Annotated in this window: 19 protein-coding genes and 1 riboswitch; of the genes, 14 read left to right on the top strand and 5 right to left on the bottom strand. The window is 39.2% G+C overall.

Annotated features, from left to right (window positions below; all coding sequences use genetic code 11):
• Positions 1–38 precede the first annotated feature (38 nt).
• Both NST12_RS10870 and NST12_RS10865 read left to right on the top strand, forming a co-directional pair.
• The gene (locus NST12_RS10870) at positions 39–1,895 is read left to right on the top strand and encodes an LTA synthase family protein (RefSeq protein WP_341101204.1); all 1,857 of its coding nucleotides are present in this window, start codon (positions 39–41) and stop codon (positions 1,893–1,895) included.
• A gap of 289 nt (positions 1,896–2,184) precedes the next feature.
• Positions 2,185–3,372 (top strand): M14 family metallopeptidase, encoded by a 1,188-nt coding sequence (locus tag NST12_RS10865; protein ID WP_341101203.1) that lies wholly within the window; start codon positions 2,185–2,187, stop codon positions 3,370–3,372.
• A 129-nt stretch (positions 3,373–3,501) separates the two neighbouring features.
• Here the strand turns inward: NST12_RS10865 and NST12_RS10860 are convergent, their stop codons facing one another.
• Positions 3,502–3,672 (bottom strand): DUF2759 domain-containing protein, encoded by a 171-nt coding sequence (locus NST12_RS10860; RefSeq protein ID WP_341101201.1) that lies wholly within the window; start codon positions 3,670–3,672, stop codon positions 3,502–3,504.
• Positions 3,673–3,861: 189 nt separating this feature from the next.
• Between NST12_RS10860 and NST12_RS10855 the strand changes: the two genes are divergently transcribed.
• From NST12_RS10855 to NST12_RS10835, 5 genes are all read left to right on the top strand, one after another.
• Entirely contained in the window at positions 3,862–4,497 is a 636-nt protein-coding gene (locus NST12_RS10855) for an MBL fold metallo-hydrolase (protein WP_341101200.1), read from the top strand.
• Positions 4,498–5,010: 513 nt separating this feature from the next.
• A complete protein-coding gene (nirB, locus tag NST12_RS10850) occupies positions 5,011–7,437 on the top strand; it encodes a nitrite reductase large subunit NirB (RefSeq protein ID WP_341101198.1) in 2,427 nt (808 codons plus the stop codon).
• Positions 7,438–7,451: 14 nt separating this feature from the next.
• Positions 7,452–7,775 carry a nitrite reductase small subunit NirD gene (gene nirD / locus NST12_RS10845; RefSeq protein ID WP_270583916.1) on the top strand — a complete coding sequence of 108 codons (324 nt, stop codon included), beginning with the start codon at positions 7,452–7,454 and terminating at the stop codon, positions 7,773–7,775.
• Positions 7,772–9,913: an assimilatory nitrate reductase catalytic subunit NasC gene (gene nasC, locus NST12_RS10840; RefSeq protein WP_341101196.1), complete on the top strand. Its 2,142-nt coding sequence runs from the start codon at positions 7,772–7,774 to the stop codon at positions 9,911–9,913. Before nirD ends, nasC begins: the two co-directional genes overlap by 4 nt.
• 68 nt (positions 9,914–9,981) lie before the next feature.
• Positions 9,982–11,202, top strand: coding sequence for a nitrate/nitrite transporter (locus tag NST12_RS10835; protein ID WP_341101194.1), 1,221 nt, complete (start codon positions 9,982–9,984; stop codon positions 11,200–11,202).
• A gap of 152 nt (positions 11,203–11,354) precedes the next feature.
• Here NST12_RS10835 and NST12_RS10830 read toward each other — a convergent pair whose 3' ends face one another.
• Together NST12_RS10830 and NST12_RS10825 are read right to left on the bottom strand one after the other, a co-directional pair.
• Positions 11,355–11,597: a DUF2626 domain-containing protein gene (locus NST12_RS10830; RefSeq protein WP_003355335.1), complete on the bottom strand. Its 243-nt coding sequence runs from the start codon at positions 11,595–11,597 to the stop codon at positions 11,355–11,357.
• 154 nt (positions 11,598–11,751) lie between these two features.
• Positions 11,752–11,997: a hypothetical protein gene (locus NST12_RS10825; RefSeq protein ID WP_341101193.1), complete on the bottom strand. Its 246-nt coding sequence runs from the start codon at positions 11,995–11,997 to the stop codon at positions 11,752–11,754.
• 437 nt (positions 11,998–12,434) lie between these two features.
• Between NST12_RS10825 and NST12_RS10820 the strand changes: the two genes are divergently transcribed.
• The 7 genes from NST12_RS10820 to NST12_RS17140 all read left to right on the top strand — a co-directional run bounded on the left by NST12_RS10820 (position 12,435) and on the right by NST12_RS17140 (position 21,437).
• The gene (locus NST12_RS10820; RefSeq protein ID WP_341101192.1) at positions 12,435–14,009 is read left to right on the top strand and encodes a bifunctional metallophosphatase/5'-nucleotidase; all 1,575 of its coding nucleotides are present in this window, start codon (positions 12,435–12,437) and stop codon (positions 14,007–14,009) included.
• 740 nt (positions 14,010–14,749) lie between these two features.
• Positions 14,750–15,874, top strand: coding sequence for an IS200/IS605 family element RNA-guided endonuclease TnpB (tnpB, locus tag NST12_RS10815; RefSeq protein ID WP_341101190.1), 1,125 nt, complete (start codon positions 14,750–14,752; stop codon positions 15,872–15,874).
• Positions 15,875–17,232: 1,358 nt separating this feature from the next.
• On the top strand, positions 17,233–17,961 hold the full coding sequence (locus NST12_RS10810) for a hypothetical protein (RefSeq protein ID WP_341101189.1): 729 nt from the start codon (positions 17,233–17,235) through the stop codon (positions 17,959–17,961).
• Positions 17,958–19,742, top strand: coding sequence for a hypothetical protein (locus tag NST12_RS10805; RefSeq protein WP_341101187.1), 1,785 nt, complete (start codon positions 17,958–17,960; stop codon positions 19,740–19,742). Before NST12_RS10810 ends, NST12_RS10805 begins: the two co-directional genes overlap by 4 nt.
• 693 nt (positions 19,743–20,435) lie before the next feature.
• On the top strand, positions 20,436–20,699 hold the full coding sequence (comGG, locus tag NST12_RS10800) for a competence type IV pilus minor pilin ComGG (RefSeq protein ID WP_341101185.1): 264 nt from the start codon (positions 20,436–20,438) through the stop codon (positions 20,697–20,699).
• A 14-nt stretch (positions 20,700–20,713) separates the two neighbouring features.
• A complete protein-coding gene (locus NST12_RS10795; RefSeq protein ID WP_327803952.1) occupies positions 20,714–21,214 on the top strand; it encodes a shikimate kinase in 501 nt (166 codons plus the stop codon).
• A gap of 46 nt (positions 21,215–21,260) precedes the next feature.
• Positions 21,261–21,437 (top strand): YqzE family protein, encoded by a 177-nt coding sequence (locus tag NST12_RS17140; RefSeq protein WP_082142312.1) that lies wholly within the window; start codon positions 21,261–21,263, stop codon positions 21,435–21,437.
• Positions 21,438–21,509: 72 nt separating this feature from the next.
• Here the strand turns inward: NST12_RS17140 and NST12_RS10790 are convergent, their stop codons facing one another.
• The gene (locus NST12_RS10790) at positions 21,510–22,295 is read right to left on the bottom strand and encodes a YqhG family protein (RefSeq protein ID WP_341101181.1); all 786 of its coding nucleotides are present in this window, start codon (positions 22,293–22,295) and stop codon (positions 21,510–21,512) included.
• Positions 22,264–23,964 carry a DEAD/DEAH box helicase gene (locus NST12_RS10785; protein ID WP_048623675.1) on the bottom strand — a complete coding sequence of 567 codons (1,701 nt, stop codon included), beginning with the start codon at positions 23,962–23,964 and terminating at the stop codon, positions 22,264–22,266. The genes NST12_RS10790 and NST12_RS10785 overlap by 32 nt, the downstream gene beginning before the upstream one ends.
• A gap of 172 nt (positions 23,965–24,136) precedes the next feature.
• Positions 24,137–24,225: riboswitch (glycine riboswitch) on the top strand.
• Positions 24,226–24,227: the final 2 nt, after the last annotated feature.

The following is a 24,227-nucleotide window of genomic DNA, read 5'->3' as shown; positions in this document are numbered from 1 at the left end:
CGCATTTTTGGCTTTTGATCAAGCAAGGGGTGAAGAACATGAAATGGCTGGTCGGAAGGAAGCTTCCGCTGACATGGGCGGCCGTTTTGCTCTTATGGATAAAGACGTTTATCGTTTATCTGGCAAATTTTCATATTGATACAGAAAATACTCTGCAAAACTGGATTTTATGGATGAATCCCCTTAGCTTTCTTTTGTTTGTTTTAGGGTTGGGGCAATTATGGAAAAAAGCCGAAAATCAAATGACTTATGTCGTGGCGATCAGTTTGATTTTGTCTTTGCTCTTATATGCAAACGTTGTCTTTTATCGCTTTTTTAACGATTACCTTACATTGCCGTTGTTATTTCAAACCAATAATTTTGGAGATTTAGGCAATAGCGCATGGGAAGAATTTCAATGGTACGACTTCTTCTTTTTTACAGACGTTCTTTTGCTGTTTCTCATCGTAAAAAGGAAGCCTTCCTTTATCTCTTTTCAACCGTTTTCTACTATCTCGCGCCGTGCCTATTTTTATGTAGCGGCGTCTCTGTTGTGTCTAAATTTAGGCTTGGCAGAGACGGAGAGGCCGCAGCTGTTGACGAGAACATTTGATCGAGAAGCGCTTGTAAAAAACATCGGAATTTATTATTACGACATTTATGATATTTTGCTTCAGTCAAAATCTTCTGCCCAACGCGCTTTAGCAGACAGCAGTGAATTGTCTGATATTGAAAATTATATCCATGCGAATTATGCCAAACCAAGTGACAAATGGTTCGGCATTGCACAAGGAAAAAACGTCATCGTCATTTCCATGGAATCGATGCAAAACTTTGTCATAAACCATAAAGTCAATGGACAGGAGATTACTCCGTTTTTAAATCGCTTGATCAAAAATAGTCTGTATTTTGACAACTTTTATCATCAAACGGGTCAAGGGAAAACATCTGATTCTGAATTTTTGCTGGAAAATTCATTGTACCCTTTAGGCAGAGGAGCTGTCTTCTTTACGAATTCAGGGAATACATACTACTCAATGGCTAAAAAGTTGAAAAATTCAGGATATTATACAGCTGCCATGCATGCCAATAATAAATCTTTCTGGAATCGGGACATCATGTATTCGGCGCTTGGATATGATCGTTTTTACAGTGCCGACGATTACCATATAACGCCGGAAAATGTCATAAATTGGGGGTTGAAAGACATTCCCTTTTTTGATCAGTCCGCGAAGTTTTTGGAAGAATTACCCAACCCTTTTTATGCAAAGTTGATTACGTTAACGAACCACCATCCGTTTTATTACAGTCCTGAAGATCAGAAGATTAGTGAATTCACATCTAATGATGGGACCGTCAACCGCTATTTTGTTACGGCTCGATATACGGATGAAGCGGTGGAACGTTTTTTGGAAAAATTGAAAAAGAACGGTTTGTACGATCGTTCGATCATTGTTCTGTACGGGGACCACTACGGAATTTCTCAAAACCACAATGAGGCGATGAGCCAATATTTAGGGAGGGAAATTACTCCATTAGAAGCGGTTAAACTGCAAAAAGTGCCATGCATTATCCATATCCCAGGAATGAAAAAAGGAATGACCATTCATGAAGTGGCGGGTCAAATCGATTTGCGCCCGACCATTTTACATTTGCTTGGGATCGAAACAAAACACGACATTCAATTCGGTCATGATCTTTTGTCGCGCGATCACCCGGATTTCGTTGCTTTTAGGGATGGGAGCTTGGTGACCGATCATTATGTCTATACTCGAAATCAATGCTACGAGCAAGAAAGCGGCATATTATTGGACCGCCAAGTTTGTAGTCGATTCAGCAAAACAGCACAAACGGAGTTAAGTTATTCCGATCGGATTATTTATGGCGATTTGCTGCGTTTTTATAAGGACAAATAGAAATCAAAATTGATCCGATTGAAAACATGAGCCATACGATTGGTTATCCAGTTCAGTAGTTTTTTCATTTTCCATCAAATCTCTGTTTGACCTTTTCAACGAATTTTTTCTATATCCTTCTTCTTTCATTCGATGTCTTGAAATTTGCACACGTATTTATAAAAAAGATGATTTTTTCCCGACAAAGAACAGCCGTTAGCCCCAAAAGCCGATCTTTTTTCTTTCCGGCATAACCAAATGAAGCGGTTCATACATGTGATAAGAGGCGATTCGAAGGGAGAATGCCATTATGGATATAACGGTGCGAAAAGGGGATACGTTTTTCCGCTACAGCCGATTATTCAGCATTCCTGAACAGCTGATCGCTGATTCCAATCCCGGTATGGACCCTCAATGCTTGAAAATCGGGGAAAAAGTAAAGATTCCGGGGTTTGTGGCAAAACGTTATCGTATGAAAAAAGGAGATACATTTTGGAAAATGGCAATCGAAAGATGTTTGTCTCCTACTGCTTTGCAAACAGTCAACCCCGACATGGACCCCCAGCATTTACTTCCGGGAAATGAAATTTTCTTGCCGAAACGAGTGCTAAACTTGGAAACATCCTTGGATCAACCGTATGACTCCAAACGATTAGAAGAGGAAATCAACAGGATTGCGGCTATTTATCCGTTTGTCCGTGTTCAAAAAATCGGAGAAAGCGTGGATCAAAAACCGATATGGGAACTAAAGATTGGAAAAGGAAATAAAAAAATTCATATGAACGGTTCTTTTCACGCGAATGAATGGATCACAACGGTTGTGTTGATCACTTTTTTCAAACATTTCTTGCTGTCTTTGACCAACCACTGTTTTTTCCACGGAATTCAAGCTTATTCTCTCTACCCGCATATTACATTGTCCGTTGTACCGATGGTGAACCCGGATGGCGTCGATTTAGTATTAAATGGGCCCCCGGAATCCAAGCGTGAACAATTGATGAAATGGAATGGGGGGAGCAAGGAATTTTCGAAATGGAAAGCGAATATTCAAGGGGTGGATTTGAACAATCAGTTTCCGGCAAATTGGGAGATTGAAAAAAAACGCAAAAAGCCAAAATCTCCTGCGCCGCGGGACTATCCCGGAAAACAGCCATTGACAGAACCGGAAGCTGCAGCAATGGCTGAACTGGCGAAAAAAGAAAAGTTTGACAGGGTGATTGCTTTGCATACTCAAGGAAAAGAGATTTATTGGGGGTATGAAGGAAAAGAACCGGAAGAAGCAGAAGTTTTGGCGAAATGGTTTTCCAGAATGAGCGGCTATAAGTCGGTGAGGTACGTGGATAGTCATGCCGGGTTTAAAGATTGGTTTATTCAAGAATTTGGAAAAGCGGGATTTACGATCGAACTGGGGAAAGGATTAAACCCGTTGCCTCCTTCCCAATGGAAGGAAATTTATCGAGATGTTTCAGGAATTTTTTTGTGTGCGCTGCTTGGATGATTTATGCAACGCAACTAGAACAGGGTGGTTTTCTTTCGTTTCCAGTCTCTTACAACGAGCGAACATAAGAGGAGGAAGCGGGATCAATAGAAGAACAAAAAACCTCGCTTACAACAGCGAGGTCCACTTTTATTGCCCAGGATAACCACTATGAAGAACCGTCATAACTGTGAACCAGCCAAATACGCTTAAAGTAGCCAGCCCGAACACAATCCCCAGCAAGTTTTTATTTTTGAGAGCGCTCACAGTACTAAATATCGAAAGCAAGGTAATGAGAGAAAAGATAATGACTAGACCCATGAATGAATCTCCTTTCCTGTTTAAATAGATGGCATATCTTTCAAACACAGGAAACAAATTGTATTTTACCATTATTTTATAGTGTTTTCATCTCTTTGTCGAGTTGAAATAAAATGTTTTTGTCACAGAGATGCACTCTCTTTATTTGTGATACGATTACTATGGAAAAGTGAAAAGGAGGAAAGAAAAATGAAATGGAGTAGAATGCTGCTTGGACCCCTGCAAACGAATTGCTATATTTTATGGAACGATGACAAAGATTGTATCATTTTCGATCCCGGTGATGAAGGGGATAAGCTGTGCCGTTGGATTGATCAACACGAGTTGAAGCCGCTGGCAATATTATTGACGCATGCTCATTTTGATCATATTGGTGCGGTTGATCAAGTAAGAGAAACGTATCGGATTCCTGTATATGTCCATGAGAATGAAGCTAAATGGCTTTTGGATCCGACATTGAACGGCTCTCAGCTTTTTTTAAGAGATAAAGCCGTTCGAGTAAAGCCGGCTGATGTGATTTTAACGGTGGAAAAGGAACTGACGCTTGGATCTTTTCGTTTTCAGCTTTTGGAAACCCCCGGCCACTCACCGGGAAGCCTATCTTATTATTCGCAGGAATTGGAAGCTGTTTTTTGTGGAGATACGCTGTTCAATGGCAGTATTGGTCGGACAGACCTCCCTGGCGGAAACCATGAAGATCTTTTGAAAAGCATCCATGAACGTCTCCTCACTCTTCCTGAAGAAACCGTTGTATTACCTGGACACGGTCCGGAAACCTCCATCGAAAACGAAATGGATATGAATCCTTTTTTAAATGGATTTTGATCCCATCAGTCACTTACTATGATGCCAGTTGAACGAACAAATATTCAATAAAAGCGAAAAACCCTTCTCAGGTTCGAGAAGGGTTTTTGTGGGATGTTCTTTTCGCAATGGGAGGGGATTTTTGTTACTTTTTACGATAAATCAAGATTTTTATTGTGTCAATATTTTAAAAGAGGAGCCGTTCCAGCAGCAGTATGTTAGAACTCGATTTAGATTTTCAATTGCCCCCATTTTGATTGATGTCTTACACCGTTGAATGGCTTCCATTGGTTCATTTTGTGTTATTATATCTTACATACATTTATGAAAAAGAAGATCTTATTCTTTTATGTGTTATTTTTCTTAACACAGTATTGATAATTTTCTGAATATTATTTATAATAAATATAACAAATATATGTTATATAGGTGAACTGTCGTTGAAAATGGATCGTTTGGAAGAACGTTCTTCTTCGATGTTTTTGTTTTTTTGGACATGGAAAAAGTCATCTTGTCGAAATTGGGGGGCGTTTTATGAAGAAAAAATTGGTATTAATCGGAAATGGTATGGCCGGTGTTCGCTGTATAGAGGAAATTTTAAAGATTGATGAAAACGCATTTGATATTACGATATTTGGAAAGGAACCTTATCCGAATTATAATCGAATATTATTGTCATCCGTGCTGCAAGGGAAAACAAGTTTAGACGATATTACCCTTAACGATTGGGATTGGTATGAGAAGCACCAAATTTGTTTGAATTCAGGAGAAGAAGTCACAGCGATAGATCCGGATCGGCATATTGTCATGACAAACAAAGGAAGAGAAACGGAGTATGATCAATTGATTATTGCGACAGGTTCAAAACCTATTATTCTTCCTATACCTGGAGCAGAAAAAGAGGGGGTGATGGGGTTCCGCGATATTCAAGATTGTGAAAAGATGATCGAAAGTGCGAAAAGCTATAAAAGGGCCGTTGTGATCGGTGGAGGATTGCTTGGATTAGAAGCCGCTAGAGGTTTGCTGAATTTAAGGATGAAGGTGGATGTTGTTCATATTGGAAAACACCTAATGGATCGCCAGTTGGACCCGGCTGCATCCCGATTGCTGCAGCAGCAATTAGAGGATCAAGGGATGAATTTCCTTTTAGAAAAAAATACGGTTGAAATTATGGGTTTGGAGAGGGTGAACGGAATCCGCTTCAGCGATGGAATGGAATTAGAGACAGATTTGGTGGTCATGGCAGTTGGAATTCAGCCTAATATAGAATTGGCTAAAAAATGCGGTTTGCATGTCAACCGCGGCATTCTAGTCGACGATTACTTGCGAACCAATATTCCTAATATTTATGCGGTAGGAGAATGCGCTGAGCACCGCGGTGTTGTTTACGGTCTGGTGGCGCCTCTTTATGAACAAGGAAAAGTTTTGGCTGAGACAATTTGTCATCAAAAAGGGAAAGGATACAATGGATCCGTCTTATCGACTCAATTGAAAGTTTCAGGAGTTGATGTATTTTCCGCAGGGATCATTGCCGATTCTGACAATACCAAGTCAATGAAAATATATGATGAGTATCGAGGAATTTACAAAAAAGTAGTTATTCGCGACAAGAGAATAGTAGGAGCTATATTAGTCGGTGACACGAATGAAAGCCGAAAACTGATGGAATGGATTAGAAAAGAGGAGACGGTTCCGGAAACGTTTCAATTATCGCTATGGTCTTCTGAATCAGGAGCTCTCAATGAAAACACCGCCTCGGTTATGAAGGATGATGAGATTGTTTGCGGCTGCAATGGGGTGTCAAAAGGAACGATTTGCAAAGCGATTGTGGAGCAGGGCTTAACGACAGTTGAACAAGTAAAGAATTGTACAAATGCTTCTCGTTCGTGCGGCGGCTGCAAAGGCTTGGTAGAAGAACTTTTAGAATATACGCTGGGAGAAAAATTCGATAAAAGCACGTTGAAAGAAACGGTTTGTGGATGTACAACATTAAGCCGTGATGAAGTGATCGCTGAAATCAAAAGAAAGCAGCTAAGAAGCGTTAAGGAAGTTATGGATGAATTGGGATGGAAAAATAAAGAAGGCTGCTCCAAATGCCGTCCAGCCTTGAACTATTATTTAGGAATGCTTTATCCAACCGTACACTACGACGAAAAGGATTCACGCTTCGTAAATGAGCGTTTGCATGCGAACATTCAAGCGGATGGTACTTATTCAGTGGTTCCGAGAATTTATGGGGGTGTAACGACGGCGGAACAATTAAGGAAAATAGCGGATGTGGCGGAAAAATACAATGTTCCCTTGATCAAATTAACAGGGGGGCAACGAATTGATTTATTGGGGATTGAAAAAGAAAATCTGCCTAAAATATGGGAAGAGCTGGATATGCCATCTGGATACGCGTATGCAAAAGCGCTCCGCACAGTAAAAACATGTGTCGGCAAACAATTTTGCCGTTTTGGAACTCAAGATTCCATCCAGCTCGGGATCCGATTAGAAAAGAAACTCGAGCGCCTCTCGACTCCTCATAAAGTAAAAATGTCTGTGTCGGCTTGTCCGCGCAATTGTGCGGAATCCGGTATAAAAGATATCGGCATAGTCGGCGTTGATGGCGGCTGGGAAATTTACGTAGGTGGAAACGGCGGAACTCATTTGCGATCGGGTGATTTGTTTTGTACGGTGGAAACCGAGGAAGAAGTGATCGAAATGTCAAGTGCCATTCTTCAATATTATCGTGAGACCGCTCGTTATTTAGAAAGAACATCTAAATGGGTTGAACGTCTAGGGATTGAGAAAATTCGTGAAGCGATCTTTGATGTTGATTTTCGAAAACAACTGCTTCAGCGCCTTGAGGAGACATTAGCTGCAACGACAGATCCGTGGAAAGAAATTGTGGAGAATAAAGGAATACAGAGTCAATTATTTGGAAACATAACGACCAAAATTCCGGCAAATCATTAGGAGGAGATGAAAATATGCGAATTAAAATAGGATCTGTTCGCCATGTTCCGGAGAGACTGGGAAAGACCGTTGCCATTCAAAATACGAAGATCGCGTTGTTCCGTACAACAGATGGCCGTGTATATGCGATAGAGAATCGTTGTCCGCATAAAGGTGGGGATCTCTCACAAGGCATACTTTGTGAAGAATTTGTCTATTGTCCTTACCATGATTGGAAAATATCCGTCAAGGATGGAATTGTGCAAGCTCCTGATCAAGGATGTGTCAAAACGTTTCCAGTCGAGATCGAAAACGGAACGATATATATACAGTTTGACGAATTAGGTGAGTCTCAATGACGAAAGTATTAGGAAATGGTTTGCGTTTTGAAGAACAGGATTCTTCAGCCAATTTGTTGCATTCACAGTGCCCGTTTTGCAGCGTTCAATGTACAATGCAGATTTTGGAGAAGACCGAAGGCGAAAGAAAAACGTATAAAGTGGCGCCGACCCAAAACTCGACCTCCAATGGACGTCTTTGTATCAAAGGGTTAAATGCGCATCAGCATGCTTACCATCCGGAGCGTCTGCAGTATCCGCTTTTAAAAGCGGATGGAAAATTTGTCCGTGTCAGTTGGAAAGAAGCGTTGGAGTTCATTAAAGAAAATTTTTTCAATATTCAGAAAGGGAATGGCTGTGACTCTATTGGAGTTTACGGGAGCGGATCACTGACCAATGAGGAAGCTTATTTGCTCGGTAAATTCGCCCGTGTGGCCTTAAAGACAAAATACATTGATTACAACGGTCGCTTTTGCATGTCCGCAGCAGCGTCCGCCATGAATGATGCGTTTGGAATGGATCGTGGACTTACAAACAAGATCACGGAAATCCCCTATACTAGCTGCATCATTTTGGCGGGAACCAATATAGCCGAGTGTCAGCCGACCATCTGGCCGTATTTTCATCAAGCGAAACAAAACGGAGCTTTTATCATAGTGATTGATCCGAGGGAAACAGCCACGAGTAAGTTGGCCGATTTGCACCTAAAAGTGAAACCGGGAACAGATGCAGCATTAGCAAACGGATTTTTAAAAGTCATTTTTGAGGAAGGATATGTGGATCAAGTTTTTGTCGATCAGAAAACGGAAGGATTTGCAGAACTGAAAGCCCATATGAACCATATTCAATTGGAGGAAATCGAGGCGTTAACAGATATTCCGGCAGAAAAGATACGATTGGCAGCTAGACAATATGCGACAGCGCCAACAGGAATGATTTTTACCGCTCGAGGAGTTGAACAGCAAACAAACGGATATTTGACTGTAAGAAATTTTATTAATCTCGTCCTGGTGACTGGAAAAATTGGCAAATTTGGATGTGGATTTGGAGCCATTACCGGACAAGCAAATGGCCAAGGAGGACGGGAACATGGGCAAAAAGCAGATCAACTTCCCGGATATCGTTCGATTGTTCATCCTGAACATCGAAAATATATAGCGAAAGTATGGGGAATAGATGAAAAGGATTTGCCGGGAAAAGGGGTATCCGCCTTCGAGATGATGCAAAAAATAGCCAAAAAAGAAATTTTGGGACTATTTGTGATGGGTTCAAATCCTGTCATGTCCAATCCCAACGCCTTATTCGTTGAGAAAGCATTGAAATCCTTACAATGTCTTATTGTGGTAGACACCTTTCTATCAGAGACAGCGCAGTTGGCTGATTTAGTGTTGCCATCTTCTGGCTATTTGGAAGACGAGGGGACGATGACCAATTTTGAAGGGAGAGTTACATGGCGGCCAGCAAAAAAAGAACTTCCCAATGAAGTCAAACATGATTGGCAAATTCTTTGTGAAATAGCCAAAGTCTTAGGGAAAGGAACCTATTTTTCCTTTTCTTCACCGGAAGAAATTTTTGAAGAGCTGCGGCTGGCGAGTAAAGGAGGAAAAGCCGATTATTACGGAATTACGTATGACCGCCTCCGGAGAGAAAGAGTATACTGGCCTTGTCCTTCCATCGGTCATCCAGGAACGGGAAGACTGTTTGAACAAGCATTCGCCCATCCGGATGGAAAAGCAAGACTGATGGCTGTCGAAAACAAATATCCAAAGGAATCCATATCTGAAAACTACCCGCTCTATTTAACAACCGGAAGAGTGCTTCCGCATTATTTAACGGGGGTGCAGACACGGAGAAGTCCGGCTTTGGCAGCCCGCTATACGGAATCATTTATTGAAATACATCCAAAGACAGCAAAAAAATATAAAATTGAACCGAATGTTTTAGTAAAAATAGAATCAGCAAGGGGCTCGGCTGTAGCGCGCAGCAAATATTCCTTAAAAATTCGCGAAGATACAGTATTTGTGCCTATTCATTGGGGCCGAAAGCAAAATATTAATCAAATTACAACGGATGATCTTGATCCTGTTTGCAAAATGCCCGGTTTTAAAGTTTGTGCTGTCAAGATTCGCCCAGTGGTAAATTTGGAAAAAAGTGTATAAAAAGGTCTAATGGCAAGAATGGTGGCATTTTACGGGTTGGGAAAAAGGTTTTCAAAGGGGGAACGAAAATGACCGTCAAACATTTTTTTAAAATTGGTCATGTACCTACGTTAGTTTCGTCATTTTTGTACTTTGACATTAGTTTTATGATTTGGGTGATCTTAGGGTCTACTGGCACATTTATAGCAGAACACTTGGGGTTGACTTCCGCTGAAAAGGGTATGATGGTCGCCATACCCGTGTTGGGCGGCGCTTTGCTCCGTATTCCGATGGGGCTTCTGGCTGACCGTTGGGGAGGAAAGAAAATAGGGATCATCGGAATGATTTTAACGATGGTTCCCTTGTTTTGGGGGTGGTTACTGGCAGATGGCTTGAATGAAATTTATGCATTAGGTTTTTTATTAGGGATTGCCGGCGCAAGTTTTGCGGTTGCCCTTCCGTTAGCAAGCCGATGGTATCCAAAGGAATATAGGGGGCTAGCCATGGGCATTGCTGGAGGAGGAAATAGCGGTACGGTGTTGGCGACTTTATTTGGTCCAAGATTGGCAGAAGCGTATGGTTGGAATGCAGTCTTTGGTTTGGCCCTTATCCCGCTTTTCATCGTATTGGTCATTTTCTGTTTGTTTGCGAAGGACTGCCCAACGGCTGTCAGGCCAACCAAAATCGTTGAGTATCAACGCGTGTTCAAAAGGAAGGAAACATGGCTATTCAGTTTTTTTTACAGCCTTTCTTTTGGTGGATTTGTTGGATTGACTAGTTATTTATCTATATTTTTCTTGGATCAATACGGAGTGGATAAAGTAACAGCAGGTGATTTTGTCACGTTCATCGTGTTAGCTGGGAGTTGCGCTCGGCCGATTGGCGGATATTTAGGAGACAGGTATAGCGGGCTTTCATTGATTTTTTGGTTATTCATCGGGGCTTTCGCTGCCCTCTTTTTGGTCGGTATTCTTCCCCCGCTGTCTGTTTCGCTTCCTTTATTGCTTTTGACATTCCTATTTTTAGGCGCAGCCAATGGAGCCGTCTTTCAAGCGATTTCCGAGTATTTTATGAAAGAAGTGGGATTAGTGACAGGAATCGTTGGTGCGGCTGGTGGATTAGGGGGATTCTTCTTGCCTAATATTCTAGGGATGTTTAAACAATGGACCAACTCTTATACGTACGGATTTTGGCTCATTTCCGCAACGATTTTAACAGCCGTTTATTTAGTTGCAAAACTCCAAAAAGAAAGTGCACGTAATCGCCGCCAAAATGATGAACAAATCAAAACAGCCACCATTCCCAAATAGTTGTTTCTTCGATTGAAAGCTCTTGCTGCCTCAAAGGCAGCGAGAGCTTTTCGTTGTTTTTAAGGTGTGTATCTAAGGAGTGCAGAATTAAATGTTAGACCGGTCGAAAGCTTAGGATAGCGTAGCCATGTCTTGATCGTATGGTGCGTGTATTACTGTCCGCCGCCTAATGGCATCATGAAGTTCGTCCAATACGTGAAGCCTGCAAAGAAAATCGTCAAATAAGCTCCAAAGACATACATATACATACGTTCTGACAGTTTCAAATAGCCCAATAGATAAAAAAACCCTGTCTGTGCCAAGAAAATGAGCGCGGTGATTTTCATGTCTCCCAAATAAAACATGATTGTAAAGATGGCGGTCCAAAAACCAAGTACACGAAACATCCGGTCCACAATGCATCCCTCCTTTGTCCCTCTCATTATTAAAAACATTATAATGGAAAGGACATCCAAATGTAAATAACGCTTTCATTACCAAATATGTCAAATTTCGTGGGGTTCCATTATTCTTTTCATACATGAGTGCCATTGTTTTCTTTAACTGGCATTACGGAGAATTCCAAATAACACCAACAACAAATACCCATAAAATATAAATGATCACAGTCAATAAGTTGCCCCACATGGCGATATGGTTCAATACAAGGCTTTTTTTATCCTTACGCTTTCCGACGTACCCTATAAAAGCACCTATTAGCCATAAAGTAATAAAAAGATATCCATTTGGATTTTCAGAAAAAATGATCATTAAAAAAGCAATGATCCAAAGACCTATTGAAAAGTTTTTATACAAAAATATCCTTCCCCCTTTGATGCAAAATATAATGTTATGTTATTTTACGAAATAAAAAAGATGTTGGAAATACATTCGACATCTTTTTACATTCGTCTTTGTCTTTTATAAATATCGACTGAGATGACACGTGTTGTCGCCGGACAGGAAAAGATCGCTAAAGTGTGTGCCCTCTTAAACTCATTTGATTTTTATATTGCGTTGCAAATTTTTCGTTGTATCATCGAGCAATATCAAAGTTTGTATCTTGGATAGGCATGTATCCAATATGGGAATACATATGAAGAAAAATTTGTTTTCTTTCTGACAATGTCAGGTCATACCACTGAATCTTTTCAAACTGTGCTTAAATTGTCATGAAGATATTCCCACTGTGAAAAAGGGTTTGATATACTGAAGAAAATGAAATTTCTGACTATAATAGAAAGGGTTTTAATATGCAAACAGTGGAGATAGTCATATTGGAAACAAGCGATCTACACGGAAACATATTGCCGATCAACTACGGGACTAACAAAATGGCCGAGAAAGGGCTGGCGAAAGTGGCTGCCCTGATAAAAAAAGAAAGGAAAAAAAATCCTGATGCTGTGTTAATCGATGGCGGGGACGTCATTCAAGGAACCCCTCTGACTTACCATCATGCACGTTTTCAAAGTCACGAACCTAACCCGATGATTAAAATTTTAAATCAATTAGAGTATGATGCCGGGGTCATCGGCAATCATGAGTTCAATTACGGATTGGAATTTTTGAACAAGGCTGTAGATGAATCTGCCTATCCATGGCTTTCTGCAAATATCATAGACAAAGAAACTGAAAAACCTTATTTCGGCAAACCTTATATCATAAAAACCGTTTCTCAAGGAATTCGAATAGGCATTCTAGGAGTAACGACACCATACATACCTAACTGGGAAAAGAAAGAACATATCAAGGGGCTTCGCTTTGATGATGCGGCAGAGACGGCCAAGAAGTGGGTCCGCTTTTTGAAAGAACAGGAAAAGGCTGATCTTGTCGTGGTGGCTTATCATGGCGGATTTGAACGTGATCTTGACACAGGTGAGGCAACCGAAACGTTTACCGGCGAAAATCAAGCGTATCAAATATGTATGGAAGTTCCGGGCATCGATGTGCTTCTCACGGGTCATCAGCATCGCAAGCTCGCTGGAAAAAACATTAATGGCGTAACGATTCTTCAACCGGGATGTAATGGGATTGCTCTTGGAAAAGTAACGGTGGAAATGGAAAAGACAGACGATGGATGCCGCATAAAAGGCAAACATTCAGAACTTCTTTCCGTAAACGGGGTGGAGCCAGATCAAGAAGTGATAAGATTGGCAGAACCCTATGAACAAGCTGTTCAAAAATGGCTTGATCAACCGATTGGGTATATTCAAGGGGATATGACCGTTTCTGATCCAATGGAAATTCGATTAAAAGATCACCCTCTCATTGAATTTATTAACCATGTTCAAATGGATGCCGCCGGCGTAGATATCTCCAACACGGCTTTGTTTGATAATCAATCTCCGGGATTCTCATCCATTGTGACGATGCGCAGTGTGGTCGCCAACTACATTTATCCGAATACATTAGTTGTATTGCGGGTGAAGGGTAAGGTCATAAAAGACGCGTTGGAAAAATCAGCGAGTTATTTTGAACGGCTTGCCGACGGCTCGATACGGGTAAGCGATGCATTTACGACGCCCAAGCCTCAGCATTATAACTACGATATGTGGGAAGGCATCGAGTATATCATTGATGTTCGCAAGCCTGTCGGACAACGTGTGACCCACTTGAATTATAAGGGTCAGCCGCTTCGTGCAGACCAACAAGTAGATGTCGTGATGAATCATTATCGCGCTGGCGGAGGCGGTGACTATTGGATGTATAAAAACCAGCCCGTTGTGAAGGAGATTCCGATCGATGTCCCCGAGTTAATTGCCAATTATTTTTTAAAACACAAAGTCATTGAGGCAGTCGTCGATGAAAACTGGAAAGTGATTTATTAATGATTTGGAAACAGTTCTACAAAACGGAAAATGATACTGTTGACGATATATTGCAGTTGATGAAATGCATGTACAATTATGCGTCCATATAACAATGCGGCAACCGTTACGCTCACGATTGATAGGATAAGAATTTAATCTATCTTTTAAAGACTTTTCATTTTTTTGTTTTATCATGGTAATTTAACGATTAACTGGATGATTATAATACTGTTTTCTTTTTTATTTTTCAAAATATCTAAAATTAAAGAGAAGGCCTATTAAGTTTATCTTGACATCACTGAATAAAAAATATAATAAGTCCGTAAAGTGGGTTATAGACCATTCTTAAGGTATAGATTCCCTATCAAAATGTGAGGTTAATAACTTTTATTTTTTAGAAAATATATTAAAAGTAAAACAAATAGTTTGCTTAGGTGAGAATGGACATGGAATTAATAGTTCAATCCATATTTTCCTATGGGAAACAGAAGGAACATTCCATTAATCAATCAAAGGCCAGAATCCCCCCAGCTTCTAGGAGAGTTAGAGAGTAAGTGGGGATCTAATCGTCTTGGGACAAGGGATGGTTACCTTACATCTCAATCGTTCGTAAGTATGAGAACGTATGGAATTAGAGTAACATACGAATACCAATCATCTTTGAGTGTATATAGCTTTGTCTCTGCACCAAAACAGAACAAATGTTTGTGTTTTGTATATAAAAATGGTATAATAACCAAAAAAAGGGGGTGGAAATCGTGTTCATCCATAAAGCCTATAAGTTCCGTCTTTATCCGAACAAAGAACAAACTACCCTTATTAACAAAACTATGGGATGTAGTCGTTTTGTGTTTAATCATTTCCTTTCTCTGTGGAACAAAATCTACAAAGAAACAGGTAAAGGATTAACGTATTCTACATGTTCTGCTCAACTTCCACAATTAAAGAAAGAGTTAACCTGGTTAAAAGAAGTGGATAGTATTGCTCTTCAGTCATCCCTTAAAAACCTTGCGGATGCCTTCACTCGATTTTTCAAGAAGCAAAATGATGCCCCTCGATTCAAGTCTAAAAAGAACAAGATTCAATGCTATACCACTAAAAACTCGAATGGAAACATCCAGATTGTAGGAAATCGTATCAAACTCCCCAAACTCGGCTGGGTTCGTTTTGCCAAAAGTCGTGACGTAGAAGGACGTATTCTTCGTGTAACGGTTAGACGAAATCCAAGTGGGAAGTATTTTGTGTCCATTTTAGTAGAAACAGAGGTTCACCCCTTCAAAAAAACGGGTTCATCTGTTGGTATCGATTTGGGATTAAAGGACTTTGCGATTCTTTCCACAGGAGAAGTTTTCCAAAACCATAAATTCTTTCGCACTCTCGAAGAAGAATTGTCAAAAGCACAACGTATCCTCTCTCGACGTGTAAAAGGTTCGGCTAATTGGCAAAAACAACGGATGAAGGTTGCTCGCATCCATGAACGAATAACCAACGCAAGAGCCGATTACTTGCACAAAATCTCAACCTATATCATCAAAAACCACGATGTAGTAGGCATAGAGGATTTGCAGGTATCGAGTATGCTCAAAAATCATCATTTAGCTAAAGCCATTAGCGAAGTGAGTTGGTCGCAATTCCGCACTATGCTGGAATACAAAGCAAAATGGTATGGAAAGAAAGTGATAACGGTGGCAAAAAACTTTCCTTCCAGTCAACTGTGTTCCCGTTGTGGCTACCGTAATAAAGACGTGAAGAATCTCGCTTTGCGTGAATGGGTCTGCCCTTATTGTGGAACACATCACGATAGAGATGTGAACGCAGGACAAAATCTTCGGAATGAAGCGATTCGTCTCTTAACTGTTGGAACGACAGGGATAGCCTACTAAATATCTGTTCGATGGAACGGAGTTCGTAGGAATCCCCCACTTCAAACAGACCGCAAGGTCGTTAAGTGACGGGAAGTTCAAGAGATCATCAGCGGGTCTTTACTTCAAGAAGTTTTAAAGGAAGGTTGGCAAGGAAGGACGATACCGCTATCCAACGCTGAAGCAATCATACGAAAGGGGATTGGTCTTGGATTTCTTGTGGACAATGAATTAAATTGCTAGGTATTGGAAGAGAAAACACCGAAAAAAGAGATATACGGGTGACTTTATCTACAAGCTTGGAGAAATGTTGAATGAAGGATTCAATATGAGTCGAACATTTTTCGACAAAATCAATGTTTATCTCCTTCTCTTCTTAATGTAAAGGCGAGAAGAGAAAGGAGGAGAATTATTTGTTAGAAAGGTTAAATATACATAAATTTTTATGCCTACTATTAATTTTCCAATCCATAAGTTGACAAAATAGTAAAATGATTTATAATAAAAATATCTTTTCCATAGCATGTAATATTTTGGGTCACTGAAATTCAGTGGCTGTTTTGTTTTGTATACAGAAAATCCCACCCCGACCTGGGTGGGATTTTTGCTTTGTGCGCCCGGCATGGGTGTAATCTTTAGGGTGAAAGTCCCGAGCCGTGAAGACAGAAGTAACGGTTAGCTTAACGCAAGGGTGTCCGTGGTGACGCGGAATCTGAAGGAAGCGAGCGGCAAACTTCCGGTCTGAGGAACACGAACTTCATATGAGGCTAAGTATCATTGGATGAGTTTGCAAAGCAAAACAAAATCAATTCTGTCGAAGGTGATAAGGAGTAAATGAAGTAGATAGGTGGAAGGAAAGATTGCACTCTTACCCGGGGAGGTCTGACTGATACGCCAACTAAGTTGGCAACCAATCTAGTGATAGATTGCTGAACAGTCAGAAGTCAGCAGAGGTCATAGTACAAATAAGGTCGCTCCTTATTTGGAAGGACGGAACAATCAAAGAGAGATTTCCTGCTCTGATATTCTGATGAAGCGATGACACAGACAATCCGAAACGGACTTACTTGAGGAAGGTAGTGGTGAATTCCACGAGGGGCTTCAAGAAGGTGGAGTTTATATCAGGTCTATGGAAGAGGATAGGATTTTAACAGCTAAAGGTTTGTTAATAGTTCCAGTAGAGTTGTGTGAGGATAAGAATTGTGTTAAAAAACTAGAAGAAAAAAGAGGAAAATTAATTCATTACACTTAATTTGGTTCTCTGTTTGTTTATAAGGATTTTTTCATTTGAAACTCTAAATTTTTTTGACATATATTAAATGCTAGGAACTGTAATTTGTAAATGGTAAAATTAATGAAGGTACAGGAGGAGATAAGTATTGGTAAAAAAACAAAATAAGAATGTTTATAATAACAAAGTTGTGACTACTGTTGAAGAAAATGATAGAAGTATTTTGGAGCTAACTTTGGAAACATTAAAGGAGGAGGCTTTAAAGTTTTGCAAGTATCAGGAGCATGTGAAAGTACCTCATTTATATAGCTCAAGTGATGGCAAAGCTGTAGGTACATATATAGAACATGAATTTAAGAAATTCCTCAGTCAAAATTACTCATTTATTAATGGTAATTCTGCTAAAGGTATAGATCTACCTGGAGATGAAATTCTTACTGATATAAAAGTAACTTCCATTAAACAACCACAATCATCTTGTCCATTCAAGTCAGCTAGACAGAAAATATATGGTTTAGGATATAACTTACTATTGTTTGTTTATGAAAAGATTGATGATCATGCTACTCAAACAGCTAGTTTTAAATTTGTTAGCTGCGCTTTTATTGACAAAGATAGAACAGGTGATTTTCAAACCACTAAGATGATTAATGATATTCTAAAAAATGATGGTAACATGGATGATTTGTTAGCATTTTTTGAGGATAAAAATATCCCAGGGGATGAAATTGTTTATACCCAGTTAGCTAAGGAAATCCTTGAAAATCCTCCAAAACAAGGTTACCTTACCATTTCTAATGCATTACAATGGAGGTTACAATATGGTAGAATCGTATCCTTACCAGAATCTATAGAAGGAATTGATAAAATAATATGATTAGAAACAATAACAACTTAAACAAGATATTTCAACAAGATACAACTTTTAATATTGAAGAATTGAATAATTTGATGTTTTCTGTAAGTGGCATTAAAAACTTTTTTAAAAATGAGAAAGAGTTTAAAGTTTGGAAAGAATGGTATAATCATGATGATTTTGATGTAGGTGCTAGAGAGTTTGGAGATTTTCAAACACCAATTGATTTAGCTGATAGAACATGTAAAGTCTTACTTGATAATAATGTTAATCCTACAATAATTATAGAGCCTACTTTTGGTAAAGGGAATTTTATTCATGCCTCATTAAAGAACTTTAAAGCTGTAAAAAAAGTTTATGGGGTGGAAATTCAAAAACCTTATGAGCTTTATTTTAAAAAATCAGTTTTAGAGGAAGACAGTAATGCTTTTGAAAAAGGTATCTCAATAGAAGTGCATCATGATGACTTTTTTAAACATGAGTTCCCTAACTACTTATTAGATGAAAATGAGGAGTTACTTGTCATAGGAAATCCTCCTTGGATTACTGTAGCAGAATTAAGTACTCTAAGATCTGCTAATATTCCAGAGAAGTCAAATTTTAAAGGGTATATTGGGCTTGATGCAATTACTGGAAAGAGTAACTTTGACATATCAGAATATATCATCATTAGGTTACTTGACTTAATTACAAAAGCTAAAAAAGGTACACTTGCAATGCTATGCAAAAACACAATTGCAAAAAACATTGTTCAATTAATACCTAACAATAAATGGAAAATAACAACATTAAAATTATATAATTTTGATGCTAAGAAAGAATTTAATGTTGCAACAGATGCTTCATTGTTTCTTGTAAAAATTGGAGAACGTGATAAAGAGCCGTTAAAAACTTGTGATGTTTTTAATTTAGATGAGCCTGAAAAAAGGTTAAGAACTTTTGGTTGGGTGAGAGACAAGTTTGTTTCAGATGTAGATAGCTATAAAAAAACCTCATTCATTGATAATATTAGCCCTCTTATTTGGAGGTCAGGGGTAAAGCATGACTGCTCTAAAGTTATGGAACTTACAGTAAAAAAAGATAATTGCTTACAAAATGGTTTAAAAGAGCAGGTAAATGTTGAGGAGGATCTACTTTATAACCTATTGAAAAGTTCTGATCTAAAAAAGGAAACGATACCTAATCATACTAGAAAAAAAGTAATTATTACACAGAGAAAAATTGGAGAAGACACTTCCTATATTAAAGAGCAGTATCCAAAACTTTGGGATTATCTGACAAGTCACAGAGAATATCTTGATAAGAGAAAGTCATCAATTTATGTGGGCAAGCCTGATTTTTCTATTTTTGGAATTGGAGATTATTCTTTTGCTCCTTACAAGGTGGCTATATCAGGAATGTATAAGAAGTCTAACTTTTCTTTAGTAATGCCTATTAATGACAAGCCTGTAATGTTAGATGATACGTGCTACTTCTTGAGCTTTAACAAATACTTAGATGCATTATTTACATTATTAATCCTCAATAGTGAATTAGTACAGAGCTTTTTAAAGTCCTTGACTTTTGTTGATAGCAAAAGACCATATAACAAAGATACTTTAATGAGAATTGATTTATTAGAAGCAACAAAACATCTTACTTTAGACGATCTTTTAAGATCTGCTAATGAGTTTGACATCTACATTCCTTTTGGAATATCAGAAGATGATTATAAAGACTACATTGAAAGATTAAATTCTGAGCCTGAATCTTTTTTCAAGGGGGATATAGACTCTGCTAATTTGCAAGAGATTTCACAGTGATATAACAGGTTGGAGAGGCTGAGCCTCTCTCTTTTTTATATAGACAGTATGACATATTGCTTGTAAATTTATGCAATGCAAAATTTTTTATGAAAAACATCCTCAGAGAGTACACCCAATGTCTTTCTATTGCTTTTACTATTCTGTCAGTCTCTAAGACTCTACCTAAAGGTTGTTACTTCATGTTAACAGATCTATATACTCAACCATAGGACAGCAGGAGGGAAAAAATAAAGCTTACAGCAGGGAGTCTATAGTATGATTATTCGTCAATGTAATCAACGATGTTAAAATCCCCAATAACTGTTTTTGGCAATTAAAAAATGCATCAAATGGCAAATAATTATATTCATCTTCCTGTATAAAGTTTCATAAACAAAGTCGCTTGACATGGAGCCTCTGCGGGTATAATTCATCACAAAGGGGCGGGCCGTATGGCTTTGCTAGGCAGATTAGCCTATCAGACCCGCCACTCCATGTAAAGCGGTGAATATGCACTAGTTTATGCAAACTCTTAATTGCCAAACACTACATTTCTTAATTGCCATCAACACAATAACAACGGTTTAAAATTCCCCAAAAATAACAGATAATCGTTTCGAAACAACGTCTTAGATGGTATGAAGAACTATGATGAGGATTGGGGAATTTTTTATGATTCGAGAGTTATATTAGAAAGGTTGGACTCAAACATTGAAGGAATTGACCAATTATTATGAGACAAAGGTGATGGAAACACTTGCTTTAAAGAAAATTTTAGCCAACGCCCCGGATATCGAGAGCGGTCCAAAGACGTATCCATATTCTGCAGGGAAAGTCGAATATACGACTAAGCCGTACGAGGATCCGCAATATGTGATTTTGCAATTGACCACGATCAAAGGAAATGGGGCTAGTTTTACATCCAGCTTCCTATATAATAAAAATAACGGAAAAATAGAGAAAGTGTTGAATTAAAGGGGAAGATAAAGATGAAACCGGTATTTCTCATCGGGTTTATGGGAGCAGGGAAAACGACCATCGGTCAAGCACTAAGTGCCCGCCTAAACAAGCCCGTTTACGATACGGACCAAATGATAGAAAGAAAATACGGCAAAAGTATATCCCAAATATTTGAATTATACGGAGAACAAGAGTTTCGAAAAATGGAAACCGCTCTGCTCAAAGAAATAACAGAGAAAAGCGGCATTATAACGACAGGGGGCGGCATTATTTTAACGAATGAAAACCGGGAATGGATGAAAAAAACCGGTGATGTCATTTTTCTTCAATGCGATTTTTCTTCTTTGTGGGAAAGGCTGGAAGGAGATCATACACGTCCTCTAGTTTATCATCGAAAAAAAGATGAAGTGGAGTCATTGTACAAAAACCGCCTGCCTCTCTATCTGGAGAGCGCGACAATAACGATTGATACCACCGATAAAACGGTGGAAGAAACTGTCGATGAAATTATCCGTCGTTTAAATGGTTGATGGATTGGGCAAAATGAAGCCAAAAGGGAAAAGGCAGGTGTTTTGAATGACGGCGAATGATTTGGTGAAAGATATCGTCAAAACTTTCGTTGCTTACTTGAACCAGCCTCCATCAAAAAGAACTGAACGGCGCCGAACCAAAAAGCAATATCGCCCTCCGTTTCTATACCGATGGTTTGGGCAGATTCCATACGAACTCCTTTCTATATTAAAAAGGAAATAGAAAAGGAAAAATGAAAGCTGGTTTCCGGTAAGGGAACCGGCTTGATTGTTTTTCTTTACAAGAAACAACCTGTCAGCGCTGCCTTAAATAAAATATTCCTCCGTTAATGATATCAATGTTAATGCGCGGTTCGTATTGTTCGCGAAGCGCTTCTTTTTCAATCTGATAAGCATCCGGTTTTTCTTCTGTTTCTTCATAAAAATGATCGAGCAGCGCTAAATCATCTTCCCATCTCTCAATAGCTCGAGCAGCCCATTCATGGCTCTCTGTCGATATTTTTTGCTCGATATATCTTCTAATGCGATGGATCCCGCTCACTGGACTGATCATAGGGGTTAGGGTGAATGAGAAATCCGGGATTTTCGGTGTCATGGACAATGTTTTGACATAGTCGAAAAAATGTTCTTGTATTTGGCCATAAATTAAATTGATTCCGTACGATCCAAAGATCTCCTTTTTTCGGTCTGCCTGATAAGAAATTTTTACATTTAAGCAAACCCATGGATGAAGGGGAATATGGCCGTTTGGTTTCTCTTCAGATTGTTCATATAAGCGAATAAATCCAGCTAATTTTTTCGTACATTGAAAAATTTGATGCAGTCGGGGGGAACCGTAATGAATGATTTCTCCCTTTTCATTCGGCGCTTCGTTTTGATCCGTAATAAGCGCCAATTTCATTGGATTAGGGGCACCACCGGTTTTTTCAATATAATGCCAATAAAAAGGCCGATTCATTAATTCTTTATCCATTTCTTTCGTTAATTGAACATGGAGGAATCCTTTTTTGTTTTCTAATATCGGGCATTTATTTGCTGTGAAAAAACGTTCAAGATATTGATGGATTTGCTTGTTTTCCATGCTTCCACTCCTCTTTTCCCATCGTTTGGGCCCATTGAATCATAGATGATAAATTGTCCATTTTTATTTTCATTTCCCCTTCGGATTTGGAATGGAGGAAGATGTCAGCGAATAATTCTTCTAGATTTCCCGCTTCAAAATGAGTCAAAATTTCATCTAACTCTCCGACAACTTGTTCAAACAAACGAATTTTTTCGTATAGCAATTTTAAAATATGCTCTTCGACCGTTCCTTTAATGGCAAAATTATAAATATGGACATCTTTGGTCTGTCCCAGCCGATGAACCCGGCCGATCCGCTGTTCCAAACGCATCGGATTCCATGGCAAATCAAAATTTATAATGTGATGGCAAAATTGCAAGTTGATTCCTTCCCCGCCTGCTTCCGTGGCGATCAATACTTGAGCGTGGTTTTGAAATAATTCTTTCATCCAATCTTTTTTGCCCCTTTTAAACCCGCCCCGGAAAGGAACAGAGGTGATACCGTGCTGTTTTAAAAACCATTGAAGATACATTTGAGTGGCTCTGTATTCCGTAAAAATAATGACTTTGTCATTGATGTTTTGTATGAGTTCAAGTGCTTTCTCTGCTTTGGCATTCGATTGGACTTCGTTGACAGCTTGAAGCAGCTCATTCATTTTTTCTGCGAAATAAGGAGAGAGGCCTTCATTTTTCTCCAGCATGTTTTTGATTGTGAAAAAGACCGCTTCTCTGCTGCTGCAAGCTTCTCTTTGAAGCGTCAATATGGAAATGGCGCTTTGCACAAAGTGGTCGTATTCTTCTTTTATGGTGGACAGCTGATCGTACAGCTTTCTTTCTGAATCAGAAAACTCAATCAAGATCGTTTGCACCTTACGTTTTGTCCATTCTATCCCTGTATCTTTTCTTCTGTTTCGGATCATGACCTTTTTCACCAATTCTCGTAAATGCACGCTGTTCTGTACAGAACGTTTATCTTTTTTAAAGCGCTCGAAAAAGACGCTTTCATTCCCTAAATGTCCCGGTTTCAACAAAGATACGAGATGAAAGAGTTCATCGATTCGATTTTGAACGGGGGTTGCCGTTAGCAGCAGGCAAAATTTTTTCTTTAAGTTTTGTACAAATTCATAGTTTTTGGTCTTGGGATTTTTAAGTTTATGGGCTTCATCGATAATGACGAAATCATAGTTTTGTTCGTAAATGATCGATCGATGCGGATCGCGTTTGGCCGTATCAATGGAGGTCACAACGACATCGCACTGTTCCCATACATAACTTTTTTTTTGAGCAACGGCCGGAATCAGAAATTTGGTGTTCAATTCATGTGTCCATTGCGATACGAGTGAAGCGGGAACGAGAATAAGCACTTTTTTGGCGAGACCTCGAATCATATACTCTTTTAAAACCAGACCGGCCTCAATCGTTTTCCCCAGCCCCACTTCATCTGCCAATATAGCTTTTCCGTTCATTTCTTCAATTACTTGCTGCGCTGCCTCAAGTTGATGAGGAAGAGGGGTAAGATGAGGCAAAAATTTAGGAGCGACCAAGCCTGTAAAGTCAGGAATAATCATATCTTTTTCCATTTCAACGGCTAATTGAAATAGATCCCAATGTCCCCATGGACCGTCCTGTTCGAGTTTGGATGCGAATTCTTGCGACCATCGTTCATCAAATAGAATTTTTAATTCCATATAAGTCATCTCCTTTCAAAAAAAGATTGCTGGAATGGCCTCCTTAATGGTAGGATAAAACCAAAGAAAGTTTAGAAAGTTTTTTATTACAAAATTAGTCCGACAAGTGTGCTAGGGATCATTTCTGTTTTGATTTTCCTAGTATGCCCAAATTTCAATTAAATATCGGCGAATGAAAACAGGGGGAGAGACTGCTTTATGCAGCGCCGAAGGAGCAAGCAGAAGTGCGAATCTCTCAGGCAAAAGAACTCCTGTTGGACGCA

It is taken from the genome of Bacillus sp. FSL W8-1127, from assembly GCF_038006725.1.
GTDB classification, from domain to species: domain Bacteria; phylum Bacillota; class Bacilli; order Bacillales; family DSM-4216; genus Bacillus_O; species Bacillus_O smithii.
This window is presented reverse-complemented; position numbering and strand designations above follow the sequence as displayed.

Coding starts and splice junctions, on each gene's coding strand:
- nirD (WP_270583916.1), top strand. CDS start 7,452: ATGCGAATTAAAATAGGATCTGTTCGCCATGTTCCGGAGAGACTGGGA.
- NST12_RS10805 (WP_341101187.1), top strand. CDS start 17,958: ATGATTAGAAACAATAACAACTTAAACAAGATATTTCAACAAGATACA.
- NST12_RS10835 (WP_341101194.1), top strand. CDS start 9,982: ATGACCGTCAAACATTTTTTTAAAATTGGTCATGTACCTACGTTAGTT.
- nirB (WP_341101198.1), top strand. CDS start 5,011: ATGAAGAAAAAATTGGTATTAATCGGAAATGGTATGGCCGGTGTTCGC.
- NST12_RS10860 (WP_341101201.1), bottom strand. CDS start 3,672: ATGGGTCTAGTCATTATCTTTTCTCTCATTACCTTGCTTTCGATATTT.
- NST12_RS10855 (WP_341101200.1), top strand. CDS start 3,862: ATGAAATGGAGTAGAATGCTGCTTGGACCCCTGCAAACGAATTGCTAT.
- NST12_RS10795 (WP_327803952.1), top strand. CDS start 20,714: ATGAAACCGGTATTTCTCATCGGGTTTATGGGAGCAGGGAAAACGACC.
- NST12_RS10785 (WP_048623675.1), bottom strand. CDS start 23,964: ATGGAATTAAAAATTCTATTTGATGAACGATGGTCGCAAGAATTCGCA.
- NST12_RS17140 (WP_082142312.1), top strand. CDS start 21,261: ATGACGGCGAATGATTTGGTGAAAGATATCGTCAAAACTTTCGTTGCT.
- NST12_RS10790 (WP_341101181.1), bottom strand. CDS start 22,295: ATGGAAAACAAGCAAATCCATCAATATCTTGAACGTTTTTTCACAGCA.
- NST12_RS10870 (WP_341101204.1), top strand. CDS start 39: ATGAAATGGCTGGTCGGAAGGAAGCTTCCGCTGACATGGGCGGCCGTT.
- nasC (WP_341101196.1), top strand. CDS start 7,772: ATGACGAAAGTATTAGGAAATGGTTTGCGTTTTGAAGAACAGGATTCT.
- NST12_RS10865 (WP_341101203.1), top strand. CDS start 2,185: ATGGATATAACGGTGCGAAAAGGGGATACGTTTTTCCGCTACAGCCGA.
- NST12_RS10820 (WP_341101192.1), top strand. CDS start 12,435: ATGCAAACAGTGGAGATAGTCATATTGGAAACAAGCGATCTACACGGA.